The organism is Pseudomonas sp. YH-1, assembly GCF_051990045.1.
Taxonomy (GTDB): domain Bacteria; phylum Pseudomonadota; class Gammaproteobacteria; order Pseudomonadales; family Pseudomonadaceae; genus Pseudomonas; species Pseudomonas nicosulfuronedens.
The window spans coordinates 1,067,899-1,081,964 of the sequence record NZ_CP178184.1 but is presented as its reverse complement, the minus strand read 5'-3'; the positions used below and the strand labels follow the sequence as shown (position 1 = coordinate 1,081,964).

Genomic DNA, 14,066 nt, shown 5'->3' with positions numbered 1-14,066 from the left:
GGGCGATATGGCAGAACTGACCACATTGGCTCGTCCATACGCGAAGGCGGCTTTCGAGTACGCCCAGGCTCATCAGCAACTGGCCGACTGGTCCGCTGCTCTGGGTGTGCTGGCTGCAGTGTCGCGGGACGACACCGTGCGCCAGCTGCTCAAAGAGCCCCAGCTGACCGCGGCAGCCAAGGCTGACGCGCTGATCGACGTGTGTGGCGACAAGCTCAATGCTCCGGCCCAGAACTTCGTCCGGACTGTGGCTGAAAACAAGCGGCTCGACCTGCTGCCGACCATCTTCGTGATGTTCGAGCAGCTCAAGGCCGAGCAGGAAAAGCTGGTCGAGGTCGAGGTCACTAGTGCCTTCGCCCTGGACCAGGAACAGCAGGACAAACTCGCCAAGGCTCTCAGCGCCCGGCTCAGTCGCGAAGTGCGACTTCATGCGTCGGAAGACGCGAGCTTGATCGGCGGCGTGGTCATTCGCGCCGGTGACTTGGTAATCGATGGCTCGGTGCGCGGCAAAATCGCGAAACTGGCCGAAGCGTTGAAATCTTGAGTTTGAAGGGGCAGCGGCATGCAGCAACTCAATCCTTCCGAAATTAGTGAAATCATCAAGGGGCGCATCGAGAAACTCGACGTCGCCTCGCAAGCGCGCAACGAAGGCACCATCGTCAGTGTTTCCGATGGCATCGTGCGCATCTTCGGTCTGGCCGACGTCATGTACGGCGAGATGATCGAATTCCCGGGCGGCGTCTACGGTATGGCGCTGAACCTGGAGCAAGACTCCGTCGGTGCTGTGGTACTGGGTGAATACCAGGACCTCAAAGAAGGCATGAACGCCAAGTGCACCGGTCGCATCCTGGAAGTACCGGTTGGTCCGGAACTGCTGGGTCGCGTTGTCGACGCCCTGGGTAACCCGATCGATGGCAAAGGCCCGATCGATGCCAAGCTGACCGACGCAGTCGAGAAAGTGGCACCGGGCGTGATCTGGCGTAAGTCGGTAGACCAGCCGGTTCAGACCGGTTACAAGTCGGTCGACGCCATGATCCCGGTTGGCCGTGGCCAGCGCGAGCTGATCATCGGTGACCGTCAGATCGGTAAAACCGCTCTGGCCATCGACGCCATCATCAACCAGAAGAACAGCGGCATCCGTTGCGTCTACGTAGCTATTGGTCAGAAGCAATCGACCATCGCCAACGTCGTTCGCAAGCTGGAAGAAAACGGCGCCCTGGCCAACACCATCGTGGTCGTTGCCAGTGCATCGGAATCCGCAGCTCTGCAATACCTGGCTCCGTACTCCGGTTGCACCATGGGCGAATTCTTCCGCGACCGCGGTGAAGATGCCCTGATCGTGTACGATGACCTGTCCAAGCAGGCCGTAGCCTACCGCCAGATCTCCCTGCTGCTGCGCCGTCCGCCGGGCCGCGAAGCTTACCCGGGCGACGTGTTCTATCTCCACAGCCGTCTGCTGGAGCGCGCTTCCCGCGTTTCCGAAGAGTACGTAGAGAAGTTCACCAACGGCGAAGTGAAAGGCAAGACCGGTTCCCTGACCGCCCTGCCGATCATCGAAACCCAGGCTGGCGACGTTTCTGCGTTCGTTCCGACCAACGTGATCTCCATCACCGACGGTCAGATCTTCCTGGAATCCGCCATGTTCAACTCGGGTATCCGTCCGGCCGTCAACGCCGGTATCTCGGTATCTCGTGTTGGTGGCGCGGCCCAGACCAAGATCATCAAGAAGCTGTCCGGTGGCATCCGTACCGCGCTGGCCCAGTACCGTGAACTGGCGGCCTTCGCCCAGTTCGCCTCGGACCTGGACGACGCGACCCGCAAGCAGCTGGAACATGGTCAGCGCGTTACCGAGCTGATGAAGCAGAAGCAATACGCGCCGATGTCCATCGCCGAGATGTCGCTGTCCCTGTATGCCGCCGAGCGTGGCTTCCTGCAGGACGTCGAGATCGCCAAGGTGGGCGCCTTCGAACAAGCGCTGATCGCCTACTTCCAACGTGAGAACGCCGCTCTGCTGGCGAAGATCAACGAGAAGGGTGACTTCAACGACGAAATCGACGCGGGCATCAAGGCCGGCATCGAGAAGTTCAAGGCCACCCAAACCTGGTAAGCCGCAGCGGGGGTCGTTAACGGCCCCCGCCTGCTAAACCGATAGGTGTGAAATGGCAGGCGCAAAAGAGATTCGCAGCAAGATTGCGAGCATCAAAAGCACGCAAAAAATCACCAATGCCATGGAAAAGGTGGCGGTGAGCAAGATGCGCAAGGCACAAATGCGCATGGCGGCCGGCCGTCCCTACGCGGAGCGCATTCGCCAGGTGATCGGCCATCTGGCCAACGCCAACCCGGAATACCGTCACCCGTTCATGGTCGAGCGTGAAGTTAAACGCGTCGGCTACATCGTGGTGAGCTCCGACCGTGGCCTGGCTGGCGGCCTGAACATCAACCTGTTCAAGGCTCTCGTCAAGGACATGAGCGGGCAGCGCGATCGTGGCGCGGAGATCGACCTCTGCGTGATCGGCTCCAAGGGTGCATCCTTCTTCAAGAGCTATGGCGGCAACGTAGTTGCAGCTATCAGCCACCTGGGCGAAGAGCCGTCGATCAATGATCTGATCGGCAGCGTCAAGGTCATGCTGGATGCCTACCTGGAAGGTCGTATCGATCGCCTGTACGTGGTTTCCAACAAGTTCGTCAACACCATGACCCAGAAGCCGACCGTGGAACAGCTGATTCCGCTGGTGGCCGAGGACAATGCCGAGCTGAAACACCACTGGGACTACCTCTACGAACCCGACGCCAAGGCCCTCCTCGACGGCTTGCTGGTGCGCTACGTGGAATCCCAGGTGTACCAGGCCGTGGTTGAGAACAACGCCTGTGAGCAGGCGGCCCGGATGATTGCAATGAAGAACGCTACCGACAACGCCGGTGATCTGATCAGTGGTTTGCAGCTGATCTACAACAAGGCACGTCAGGCGGCGATCACCCAGGAAATCTCGGAAATCGTCGGCGGCGCTGCCGCGGTGTAAGAACAGGTTCAAAATTCAGAGGAACCAGACATGAGTAGCGGACGTATCGTTCAAATCATCGGCGCCGTGATCGACGTGGAATTCCCGCGCGATGCCGTGCCGAGCATCTACGAGGCCCTGAAAGTTCAGGGCGTCGAGACCACCCTGGAAGTTCAGCAGCAGCTGGGCGACGGCGTGGTTCGTTCCATTGCGATGGGTTCCACCGAAGGCCTCAAGCGTGGCCTGAACGTGGAAAGCACCGGCGCAGCCATCTCCGTCCCGGTCGGCACCAAGACCCTGGGCCGTATCATGGACGTGCTGGGCAACCCGATCGACGAAGCCGGTCCTATCGGCGAAGAAGAGCGCTGGGGTATTCACCGCGACGCTCCGTCCTACGCTGACCAGGCTGGCGGCAACGACCTGCTCGAAACCGGCATCAAGGTTATCGACCTGGTCTGCCCGTTCGCCAAGGGCGGTAAAGTCGGTCTGTTCGGTGGTGCCGGTGTCGGCAAGACCGTAAACATGATGGAACTGATCCGTAACATCGCCATGGAGCACAGCGGTTACTCTGTGTTCGCTGGTGTGGGTGAGCGTACTCGTGAGGGTAACGACTTCTACCACGAGATGAAGGATTCCGGCGTACTGGACAAGGTAGCCCTGGTTTACGGCCAGATGAACGAGCCGCCGGGCAACCGTCTGCGCGTTGCACTGACCGGCCTGACCATGGCTGAGAAGTTCCGTGACGAAGGCCGTGACGTACTGCTGTTCATCGACAACATCTACCGTTACACCCTCGCCGGTACCGAAGTATCCGCACTGCTGGGCCGTATGCCTTCCGCAGTAGGTTACCAGCCGACCCTGGCCGAAGAGATGGGCGTTCTGCAAGAACGCATCACCTCCACCAAGAAAGGCTCGATCACCTCGATCCAGGCCGTCTACGTTCCCGCGGACGACCTGACCGACCCGAGCCCGGCGACCACCTTCGCCCACCTGGACGCCACCGTCGTACTGTCCCGTGACATCGCCTCGCTGGGTATCTACCCCGCAGTTGATCCGCTGGACTCGACTTCCCGTCAGCTGGACCCGCTGGTCATCGGCCAGGATCACTACGACACCGCTCGTGGCGTGCAGTACGTTCTGCAGCGCTACAAGGAGCTGAAGGACATCATCGCGATCCTCGGCATGGACGAACTGTCCGAGTCCGACAAGCTGCTGGTGGCCCGTGCTCGTAAGATCCAGCGCTTCCTGTCCCAGCCGTTCTTCGTGGCTGAAGTATTCACCGGCTCGCCGGGCAAATACGTCTCCCTGAAGGACACCATCGCTGGCTTCAAAGGCATCCTCAACGGCGACTACGATCACCTGCCCGAGCAGGCGTTCTACATGGTCGGCGGCATCGAAGAAGCCATCGAGAAAGCGAAGAAGCTGTAATCCGTGCGCCCGGCAACGGGCGCTTACGTGAGGCAAGGGTATGGCTATTACTGTCCACTGCGACATCGTCAGCGCCGAAGCGGAGATCTTCTCCGGTCTGGTTGAGCTGGTCGTAGCGCACGGCTCCCTGGGCGATCTGGGTATCGCTCCGGGCCACGCGCCGCTGATCACCGAGCTCAAGCCGGGTCCGATCCGCCTGGTGAAGCAGGGTGGCGAGCAGGAGGTGTACTACATCTCCGGTGGCTTCCTCGAAGTACAGCCGAACATGGTCAAGGTTCTCGCCGACACCGTGATTCGCGCAGGCGACCTCGACGAAGCGGCTGCCCAGACCGCACTGAAGGAAGCTGAGAAGGCTCTGCAAGGTAAAGGTGCAGAGTTCGACTACAGCTCCGCCGCAGCCCGCCTGGCCGAAGCCGCAGCGCAACTGCGCACGGTCCAGCAGGTTCGCAAGAAGTACGGCGGCTAAGCCGCGAAGTCCTCCGGGACTTCAGCGACAAATAGGAAAAGGGTAGCCTTGGCTACCCTTTTTCTTTTTCTACACCCGGGGTTTCCCCGCTCACCAGGACGGTCCCTCACTCATGTCTCTCGAAATCGTCATTCTTGCCGCTGGCCAGGGCACCCGCATGCGCTCGGCCCTGCCGAAAGTCCTGCATCCGGTGGCTGGCAAACCCATGCTTGCCCACGTGATCGATACCGCCCGCGGCCTCAGCCCGTCGCGTATCCATGTGGTGATTGGCCATGGTGCCGACCTGGTGCGCGAGCGCCTGCAGGCGGATGACCTGAATTTCGTGATCCAGGAACAGCAGTTGGGCACCGGTCATGCCGTAGCGCAGGCGGCCCCGTTCCTGAGTGCGGACAAGGTGCTGATTCTCTACGGCGATGTGCCGCTGATCGAGCAGCCGACCCTGGAGCGCCTGATGGCCCAGGCCACTGCGGAGCAACTGGCGCTGCTGACCGTCGAGCTGGAGGACCCCACCGGCTATGGCCGTATCATTCGCGACAGCGCTGGAGAGGTTCAGGCCATCGTCGAGCAGAAGGACGCCACTGCCGAGCAGCGCGCCATCCGCGAAGGCAACACCGGTATCCTCGCCGCGCCGCGTGAGCGCCTGCTGGGCTGGCTGTCGCGCCTGTCCAACTCCAACGCCCAGGGCGAGTACTACCTTACCGACGTCATTGCCATGGCAGTCGGCGATGGCCTGCGCGTGGCCACCGCCCAACCCAAGGTGGCGATGGAGACCCAGGGCGCCAACGATCGCCTGCAGCTCTCCGAACTGGAGCGTTTCTTCCAGCTGCGTGTGGCGCGTCGCCTGATGGCCCAGGGCGTGACCCTGATCGATCCAGCGCGCTTCGATGTGCGTGGCGAAGTCAGCGTCGGCCGTGACGTCAGCATCGACATCAACGTGATCCTCGAGGGCCAGGTGGAGATCGAGGACGACGTGCAGATCGGTCCGAACTGCTACATCAAGGACAGCACCCTGCGCCGTGGCGCCATCATCAAGGCCAACTCGCACCTGGACGGCGCCCACGTTGGCCCGGACAGCGACGTCGGCCCGTTCGCTCGCCTGCGTCCGGGCAGCGTGCTGGAGCGCCAGGTGCATGTGGGCAACTTTGTCGAGCTGAAGAACGCTCATCTGCAGGACAGCGTGAAGGTCGGTCACCTGACCTACCTGGGCGACAGCGAAGTCGGTGCACGCAGCAACATCGGCGCCGGTACCATCACCTGTAACTATGATGGCGCGAACAAGTGGCGCACCACCATTGGCGAGGACGTCTTCATCGGCTCCAACAACTCGCTGGTGGCACCTGTGGATATCGGTGCCGGCGCCACGACTGGCGCGGGTTCCACCATTACCGCCGAGGTTCCTGCCGGCACCCTCGGCGTCGGTCGCGCCAAGCAACGGGTGATCGAAGGCTGGAAGCGCCCGGAAAAGATCAAGAAGTCCTGATACACAAGCCCTCGACCTGTGGGTAAGTTGTTATCCACAGGGCGATTTGCTCATTCCGTTATTCACAGGCCATCCCGGAAACCGCGGAGTGGCTCGTTCTCGCTGGAGTTGTCCCGGTCATGCTTGGCGTCGCCATCCTGATCTTTCTGATCACCGACCCGTTCGGCAATATCGCGGTCTTCCTCGCCGCCCTCAAGTCAGTCCCCGCCGAACGCCGTCTGAAGGTGGCGCTGCGCGAGCTGCTGTTTGCCCTCGGCCTGCTGCTGCTTTTCCTTACCCTGGGCGAGCACATCCTTACCGGGCTGGGCTTGTCCAAGGAAGCGACTGGTATCGCCGGGGGCATCATCCTCTTCGTGGTCGCCATGCGCCTGATCTTCCCCACGCCTCAGGGCGTGTTGGGCGACATGCCCGACAACGAGCCGCTGTTCGTGCCGTTGGCCACTCCGGCGGTGGCCGGGCCCTCTGCGCTGGCAATGCTGATCACCCTGCGCAGCACCTACACTGGTCCGTTGTGGGAGTTGTATCTCGCAGTGATCCTCGCCTGGGCGGCGACCGCCTTCATCCTGATGCAGGCGGCGTTCCTCCAGCGCTTCCTCGGCCCACGCGGGCTGATGGCCGTGGAGCGCCTGGCCGGCATGCTGCTGATCATGCTCAGCGTGAACATGCTCCTGCAGAACGTGCGCAGCTTCCTGCACATCGCTGCCTGATGCCCTCCCTCTGAGAACCGCCATGATCCTGCGTGTCCTGACCTTCGCCTTGCTCACCACACTGCTCGCCGGCTGCGCGGACAAGGGCCTGCAGATCGATCGCGAACATGTGTCGAAGAATCAGGACAGCCGCATCCAGTACGTCATCGTCCACTACACCTCGGCTGACCTGCCGCGCTCGCTGGCGCTGTTGACCCACGGCGAGGTGAGCGCGCACTACCTGATAGGCGATAACCCGGCGACCATCTACCAGTTGGTGGATGAGAACCGCCGTGCCTGGCACGCCGGCGCCAGCGAATGGCAGGGCCGGACCTGGCTCAATTCCACCTCCATCGGCATCGAGCTGGTGAACCCCGGCTACCGCGATACTCCCAGCGGCAAGATCTGGTATCCCTACCCGGATGCGCAGATAGACGCGCTGATCGCCCTGCTGCGGGATATCACCCGGCGCCAGGGCATCACCCCGGAACATATCCTTGGTCACAGCGATATCGCCCCGCAACGCAAGGTCGACCCAGGCCCGCTGTTCCCCTGGAAGAAACTTGCCGAAGCCGGCCTGATCCCCTGGCCGAAACCGGGCGAGCTGGCGCGTCGACTGACCGAACTGAACGGCCAACTGCCGGTTCCTGGCTGGTTCCAGCAGCAGCTGGCGCGACACGGCTACGCGGTGCCGCTCAATGGGGTGATGGATGAGGAAACCCGCAACGTGATCGCGGCGTTCCAGATGCGCTTCCGCCCGGAGCGCTTCGATGGCGAACCGGACCTGGAAACCGCCGCGCTATTGCTGGCGGTTCCGACCTCTTAAACCGGCAACAGCAGGTAAAAGCGCGAGCCCTTGCCCTGTTGCGAGCGCAGGGCGATGCGTCCGCCGTGCAGTTGTACGATTTCTCGACACAGCGCCAGGCCGAGACCTACGCCGCCTTTCTTGCGGCCCACCTGCACGAAGGGTTCGAAGATGCGTCCCTGTTGGCTGAGCGGGATGCCGTCGCCGCTGTCTTCCACGGCAATCGCCACGCGCTCTTCCTGGCAGCGCGCCTGCAGGCGAATGGTGCCGCCTTCGGGCGTATGGCGCAGTGCGTTGCCGATCAGGTTATCCAGCACCCGCTCGATCTGGGTGCGATCGATATTGATCGGCGGTAGATCCTCGGCGATCTCCAGGTCCAGTTCGATGCGCTTGTCTTCGGCCGGCCCGATAAAGCGTTGGTGAGCCTGGCGCAGCAGGTCGCCGACATCGCAAAGCTGCAGCTCGAGCTTCTGGGTGCCGCTCTGGTAGCGGGAGAAATTCAGCAGGTCGTTGATCAGTCTCACCAGGCGGTGCATCTCCTCGTCCACGGTACGCACCAGGTCGCGCTCGCGGGACTCCTCGGGGAACTTCAAGCGCTCGGCGAGCAGACCGAAGGCCATGTGCATACCTGTCATGGGCGTACGCAGCTCATGTGACGCACGCAGCACGAAGTCATTGCGCACACGCTCGAAGGCGCGCTGCTCGGTGACGTCGCGCACGACCATCACCGCGCCGATGTTGCGCCCGTCGTCATGGCTGACTGGCGACATGCCCCAGGTCAGCAACCGGCTTTCGCCGCTCACTTCCACCACCAGGTCCTGCGGGGTTTCCTCCAGCAGATTGCCGCTCAGGACGCGCTGCGCCGCCTGGTTCAGCGCAGGGTTGTTCAGCATGGTGCCCAATTCCTGGCCCTGGGGATCGCTGTGGGAGAACAGCTGGCGCGTGGCGACCGGATTGGCGTGTTCGATACGACCGTGGCGGTCGAGGATCACCAGGCCGTCGTCGATGCTGTCGAGCACTGCCAGCAGGCGCTTGCGGCCTGAACCCAGCGCCTCGGTATTGCTCGCGCGGTAAAGCCGCAGGGCTTCCGCCATCAGGCCGAAACGGCGGCTGAGGGAGGACATCTCGGCGACCCCGGAAACCGGCAGGGTCACGTCGAATTCGCCCTGGCCGATCTTGTCCGCGGCCTTTGCCAGTGTCTCGATGGGCGCGCCGAAGCGGCGGGCGATGCTGTGGGCGGTGATGAAACCGACCACCAGGATGGCGATGCCGATGAGTCCGAGCAGGCCGCTGATCAGCAGGGTGCGGTCGCGGGCCGAGCGCTCGTCGGCGCTGATGTTTTCCATGGCTCCCTGATGCAGCGCCAGCAGGCGGTTGCGCAGGACGTCGAGGGTGCGGCTGAGATCGCTGTCCTCCAGCAGTTCCGGGCGGCCGGGACCGGGGGTGTCGATGGCATTGACGAACAGGCGGTGCGCGTCGGCGATGTCCGTCATGGCCTGGCGGTCACCATTGTTCCTGGCCATCGCACGGCCGCGTTCGATGGCCAGGGCAAAATTCGTCCGGGCCTGTTCAAGGCGCCCAGGGTTGGGTTGGGCGCTGAGCACCTGGACCAGTTCGTCACCCAAGGCCTGGCGCAGATGCTGGCTGACCTCGATGGCATCGAAGTTGTGCTGGATCAGCCGAGCCTGCTCGCGCCCGGTGATGATCACGCTGAAAAGACCCAGGAGCAGACCGATGAGCGCGACCGTAATGAGCGCCGATATGCTCAGGAACAGCCTCGTGCGCAGCGTCATCGGAATGGGCAGGTTCACAGGCTGTACTGCTTGCGCTTGCGATACAGGGTGGAAGCGTCGATCCCCAGGGTCTTGGCCGCCTGGTCGAGTGTGGCGCTGGAAGCCATGACGGCGGCGATGTGGGCTTTCTCCAGCGCTTCCAGGCTCATGGCTTCGCCAATGCGTGGCGCCGAGTTGGTGGTCTGTTCACCGATGGCCAGCTGTTCGACACCGATCAGATCGAAATTGCAGATGATGCTTGCACGTTCGATAACGTTGCGCAGCTCCCGCACATTCCCCGGCCAGTTGTAGCGGCGCAGCAACGCCCGCGCGTCGTCGGTGAATCCGCGAGCGGGGCGACCGTAGTCCTTCACGAAACGGGCGAGGAAGCGTTCGGCCAGGCCGATGATGTCCTCGGCGCGTTCGCGCAGCGGCGGCAGATTCAGCACGATGACGTTCAGACGGTAGAGCAGGTCTTCACGGAACGTGCCCTGGGCGACCATGCCGGCGAGATCCCGGTTAGTGGCTGCGAGGATACGGACGTCGGCATTGCGAGTAACCGGATCGCCGACCCGCTCGTACTCCTTGTCCTGGATGAATCGCAATAACTTTGGCTGCAAAGTAAGAGGAAAATCGCCGATCTCGTCGAGAAATAGCGTACCGCCATCCGCCTGGCTTATACGCCCGAGGGTGTTCTCCGTGGCGCCGGTGAAAGCGCCGCGGCTGTGGCCGAACAGCTCGCTTTCCATCAGTTCGGCAGTCAGGGAAGGGCAGTTGATCGTCACGCAGGATTTCTTCGCGCGTTTGCTCCAGTGGTGAATCGCCCGGGCCAACTCTCCCTTTCCTGAACCGGACTCGCCCAGGATAAGGATGTTGGCATCCGTGGCCGCCACCTGGCGGGCGGTCTCCAGCACGGCGGCCATGGCCGGGCTGTGGGATTCGAGTACGTCGCCCTGCTTGCGCACCTCGCCTTCCAGTGCCTCGATGCGCGCGGTGAGCTGGCGCACTTCCAACTGCTTGGCGGCGGCGAGGCGCAGCTGGTCGGGGCTGCAGGGCTTCACCAGGTAATCGGCAGCGCCGGTCTGCATGGCGTCGACGGCGGTATCCACGGCTGAATGGGCGGTGACGATCACCACGCGCATCCAGGGGGCCTGCACACGCATCTGCGCCAGCACATCCAGGCCGTTGTCGTCGCCCAGGCGCAGGTCGAGGAAGCACAGGTCGAACACCTGGCGCTGCAACAGGTTCTCGGCCTGCTGCGCGCTGCTGGCGGTGGCCACGCTGTAGCCCTCGTCCTCCAGGCAGTAGCGGAACGAGCGCAGGATGGCGGACTCGTCATCGACCAGCAGGATCCGGCCTTGCTGTTCAGGCGTTGCGTCCATTCAGCGATTTCCTCGTTGTGTGATTCGTTGTTGTAAGGGGTGTGATTTTTCTTAGTCCAGGGTTTTTCGTGCAAGTTGCAAGAATCTTTCTGGTCCTTCGGGCAGGGTGCACAGTCCGGAGGGAGAGGGATCCATTCAACACATTGAATTACAAGAATTTTATCCACAAAAGGCACTGGCACGGCGCTTGCGAATCCAATCTCGCACCATCGTTTGACGGAGACCGCCATGCCTAACCCGAAGATCCTTGCTCTCGCCCTGGGTTCCGCCCTGCTCGCCTTGCAGCCACTGGCCAGCCACGCCGCCGAGGCTGGGCTGACCGCACAGTTGGCCGAAGCGCGACAGGAAGGTTCGATCTGGACGGCCATCAACCTCAATCGAGAACTCAAGCCATACGCGATCAAGGTGGATGTGGAGAACGGCCGCGCGCAGCTGACCGGCGCCGTGGCCAGTGAAGAACAGAAGGCGCTGGCCGGACAGATCGCCGGCAGCGTCGAAGGCGTCACCGCCGTGGATAACCAGTTGGGTGTCGACGCGTCCCTGGCGGATGCACAGAAGGCCGATACCACCCAGGGCGAAGGTGTGGTGCAGAAGTGGGACGACGCCACGCTGGCGGCCAGGGTGAAATCCAAGCTGCTGCTGGAAAAACGTGGTGAAGGCCTGGATATCAAGGTCACCAGCAAGTCCGGCGCAGTCATTCTCGAGGGCACGGTCGTCAGTGAGGAGGCCAGCCAGCAGGCCGGCCACCTGGCGGCGCAGACCGAAGGCGTCACTGCTGTGGATAACCGCCTGAAGGTCGATCCGGATGCCGCTTCCACCCAGAAACTTGAGAAATCCGTCGGCGATGCCCAGGCCGCCGTGAGCGATGCCTGGATCACCAGTCAGATCAAGGCCGGCATCCTCGCCGCCCATGCCCTGAATGGCCTGTCCATTGGTGTGTCCACCCGTGACGGCGTGGTGACCCTCAGTGGCCAGGTGCCCAGTGCCGACGAGCGCCAGCAATTGATCGATTCCGCCCGCAAGACCCGTGGTGTGCGTGAGGTGGACGCCACTGCGCTGATGGTGGCCGGCCAGGCCGCCTGACTCTTCCACCCTTTCCTATGCAGGAGAACCTGTCATGACTCGCACGACCAGTCAGCTCAATGAGCTTATCGAGATTACCCGTGACGGCCAGCGTTTCTACCAGCACGCCATCCAGGAAGTGAAGGATGCCCGGCTGCAGCGGCTGTTCCAGTCCATGGCGCAGGCCAAGACCGACGTGATCAATGCCCTGGCCGGCAAGGTGGCTGCCAACCACGAGGACCCTGCCACCGGGGGCACCCTGCTGGGCAAGTTGCGCCAGGTCTACGCCGATACCCGCGCGACCCTCGCCAGCGACGAGGGTGCCACCTATGTCGCCCAGCTGGAGGAAACCGAAGACCGCATCCTGCATGCCTTCGAGGATGCCCTGGAGAAAGGCACACCGGAAACCCAGGCCCTGCTTCGCGCCGAACTGCCCAAGGTGCGGGCATGCCATGACCAGATGAGTCAGCTCAAGCACTCGCTGAAGTGATGCCGTTCACACAGGCACAAGGAAGTGCCTGACGCCGGGATTGCAAAACGCACGAACTATCCCGGTCCATCGTGCAGGATGCGGTAGAAAGGGACCTTGCTATCATATTTAACTTATTGATTTATAAGGTAAAAATAGAATTCATCAGACTGGCATGCGGCGTGCAATTTCAACTGCAAGACAGTCAACAATACCACCCGCGACGGAAAGAACCTGAAAGGCCCAAGGAAACAGTCTCAAGGTTCGATAGACAGATCGGCGACGGGCAGGAGAAACGGGATGAACAGCGGAACCAACAGCCAAGTGCAAGTCGCGCGTATCGATGTGTGGAGTCGGATCTTCTTTGCCGGCGCCCTCCTGCTGTTGCTGGTCAACCAGGTGCAACTGCAGATGCAGGTCTCACAGGCTCAGGCCGCCAGTGCACCGGTCGCCTACGTTCCGACTGCTTCCAGCACGCCCGGACTGTACCGCGAAGCTTCGCGTTATCCACAGGTCGCTCCTGCCCGCAACCCGGATCAGGTGCTGCAAGCCCCACAGGCCCAAACCCAGGCTCAGGTCCAGCCGATGGCCCGATCCCAGGGCGGCTGGGTGTTCTGATCCCGGATTTCTGAATCGCTGGTAGGCCGCTGGCTTGCCCGACAGGTCCGCTGTGCCCGGGAGCACCCGGGCGGACACCCCTTCCGGAGACTGCCTTGCGATCGCTCCGGAGCAGGTACCCGACGCGGTACCGAACCGACAACGAGAAGAGGAGAGACCCCATGCTTAGCTGGGCACTGACATTCCTGATCATCGCCATCATCGCCGCGGTCCTGGGCTTCGGTGGTATCGCCGGCGCCGCGACCAGCATCGCCAAGATCCTGTTCGTGATCTTCCTGGTGCTGTTCATCGTGTCCTTCTTCATGGGCCGTCGCCGGGGGTGATACCCCGAGATCGGATGGACGTTGAACAAGGAGCGTAGCGATGAGCTTTACCCGCAATCTGCTGCTGTCGACCCTCCTGCTCGGCGCCGGGGCTCAAGCCCTGGCCGCCGAGGCGGACAAGGATGCGCAGTACCGCTTGAACGAGTTGGTGGCCAGTGATCCGCAGTACCGCGATACCTGGCAATCGGTGGTCAAGGACGAGAGCCGCCTGCCGGACTGGGTGATGAACCTCAGTGGCACCGCGACGCCGATGCAGGCGGTGGACGAGCAGGGCGACAAGTACCTGGTAGGCGAACTGTGCGAGGCGCACAACTGTGCTGCCCATCGGTTGTACGTGGCGTTCACCTGGGACAAGGACAAGGCCTATGCGTTGTACGTGAAGGTTCCCGAGAACCTTCCCACGGACAAGTCACCGAGCAAGCACGCCAGTTTCCGCTGGCTGGGCGAGCCGGACGATTCGGTGAAGCGGATCCTCGACGACCAGCTCAAGAGCGATCCCAACTGGTATTGATCCACCGATTTCGAACACTGCGTAGCCGTTGCGGCGTACGCATGGCCAGGGAGCCGGGATGTTCG

General features: G+C 62.4%; 15 protein-coding genes. 13 read left to right on the top strand and 2 right to left on the bottom strand.

Features of this window, described 5'->3' with window-relative positions; all coding sequences use genetic code 11:
• Positions 1–7 precede the first annotated feature (7 nt).
• The 8 genes from ACKI1H_RS04865 to ACKI1H_RS04830 all read left to right on the top strand — a co-directional run bounded on the left by ACKI1H_RS04865 (position 8) and on the right by ACKI1H_RS04830 (position 7,885).
• Positions 8–544: a F0F1 ATP synthase subunit delta gene (locus ACKI1H_RS04865; protein WP_017518841.1), complete on the top strand. Its 537-nt coding sequence runs from the start codon at positions 8–10 to the stop codon at positions 542–544.
• 18 nt (positions 545–562) lie between these two features.
• Positions 563–2,107, top strand: coding sequence for a F0F1 ATP synthase subunit alpha (gene atpA / locus ACKI1H_RS04860; RefSeq protein WP_045213785.1), 1,545 nt, complete (start codon positions 563–565; stop codon positions 2,105–2,107).
• A gap of 52 nt (positions 2,108–2,159) precedes the next feature.
• Positions 2,160–3,020: a F0F1 ATP synthase subunit gamma gene (gene atpG / locus ACKI1H_RS04855; protein WP_017518839.1), complete on the top strand. Its 861-nt coding sequence runs from the start codon at positions 2,160–2,162 to the stop codon at positions 3,018–3,020.
• Positions 3,021–3,050: 30 nt separating this feature from the next.
• Positions 3,051–4,427 (top strand): F0F1 ATP synthase subunit beta, encoded by a 1,377-nt coding sequence (gene atpD / locus ACKI1H_RS04850; RefSeq protein WP_045213787.1) that lies wholly within the window; start codon positions 3,051–3,053, stop codon positions 4,425–4,427.
• A gap of 40 nt (positions 4,428–4,467) precedes the next feature.
• The gene (locus ACKI1H_RS04845) at positions 4,468–4,893 is read left to right on the top strand and encodes a F0F1 ATP synthase subunit epsilon (RefSeq protein ID WP_017518837.1); all 426 of its coding nucleotides are present in this window, start codon (positions 4,468–4,470) and stop codon (positions 4,891–4,893) included.
• Positions 4,894–5,005: 112 nt separating this feature from the next.
• Positions 5,006–6,373, top strand: coding sequence for a bifunctional UDP-N-acetylglucosamine diphosphorylase/glucosamine-1-phosphate N-acetyltransferase GlmU (glmU, locus tag ACKI1H_RS04840; RefSeq protein ID WP_440467792.1), 1,368 nt, complete (start codon positions 5,006–5,008; stop codon positions 6,371–6,373).
• Between the two features lie 119 nt (positions 6,374–6,492).
• A complete protein-coding gene (locus ACKI1H_RS04835; RefSeq protein WP_017518835.1) occupies positions 6,493–7,080 on the top strand; it encodes a MarC family protein in 588 nt (195 codons plus the stop codon).
• Positions 7,081–7,102: 22 nt separating this feature from the next.
• The gene (locus tag ACKI1H_RS04830; protein WP_440467791.1) at positions 7,103–7,885 is read left to right on the top strand and encodes an N-acetylmuramoyl-L-alanine amidase; all 783 of its coding nucleotides are present in this window, start codon (positions 7,103–7,105) and stop codon (positions 7,883–7,885) included.
• Here the strand turns inward: ACKI1H_RS04830 and ACKI1H_RS04825 are convergent.
• Both ACKI1H_RS04825 and algB read right to left on the bottom strand, forming a co-directional pair.
• On the bottom strand, positions 7,882–9,669 hold the full coding sequence (locus ACKI1H_RS04825) for a KinB sensor domain-containing domain (RefSeq protein WP_440468822.1): 1,788 nt from the start codon (positions 9,667–9,669) through the stop codon (positions 7,882–7,884). The two genes, ACKI1H_RS04830 and ACKI1H_RS04825, sit on opposite strands and share 4 nt — an antisense overlap.
• Positions 9,670–9,671: 2 nt before the next feature.
• A complete protein-coding gene (algB, locus tag ACKI1H_RS04820) occupies positions 9,672–11,018 on the bottom strand; it encodes a sigma-54-dependent response regulator transcription factor AlgB (protein WP_138526705.1) in 1,347 nt (448 codons plus the stop codon).
• Between the two features lie 228 nt (positions 11,019–11,246).
• Here algB and ACKI1H_RS04815 point away from each other — a divergent pair, with 228 nt between their 5' ends.
• The 5 genes from ACKI1H_RS04815 (at position 11,247) to ACKI1H_RS04795 (ending at position 14,001) form a co-directional block, all read left to right on the top strand.
• Positions 11,247–12,101, top strand: a complete 855-nt coding sequence (locus ACKI1H_RS04815) for a BON domain-containing protein (protein ID WP_440467790.1) — start codon at positions 11,247–11,249, stop codon at positions 12,099–12,101.
• Between the two features lie 34 nt (positions 12,102–12,135).
• The gene (locus ACKI1H_RS04810) at positions 12,136–12,570 is read left to right on the top strand and encodes a ferritin-like domain-containing protein (RefSeq protein WP_440467789.1); all 435 of its coding nucleotides are present in this window, start codon (positions 12,136–12,138) and stop codon (positions 12,568–12,570) included.
• A 279-nt stretch (positions 12,571–12,849) separates the two neighbouring features.
• The gene (locus tag ACKI1H_RS04805; RefSeq protein ID WP_138526708.1) at positions 12,850–13,167 is read left to right on the top strand and encodes a hypothetical protein; all 318 of its coding nucleotides are present in this window, start codon (positions 12,850–12,852) and stop codon (positions 13,165–13,167) included.
• Positions 13,168–13,328: 161 nt separating this feature from the next.
• Positions 13,329–13,490, top strand: coding sequence for a DUF1328 domain-containing protein (locus ACKI1H_RS04800; RefSeq protein WP_017518828.1), 162 nt, complete (start codon positions 13,329–13,331; stop codon positions 13,488–13,490).
• A 40-nt stretch (positions 13,491–13,530) separates the two neighbouring features.
• Positions 13,531–14,001 carry an inhibitor of vertebrate lysozyme family protein gene (locus tag ACKI1H_RS04795; protein WP_440467788.1) on the top strand — a complete coding sequence of 157 codons (471 nt, stop codon included), beginning with the start codon at positions 13,531–13,533 and terminating at the stop codon, positions 13,999–14,001.
• The last annotated feature ends 65 nt before the right edge of the window (positions 14,002–14,066 follow it).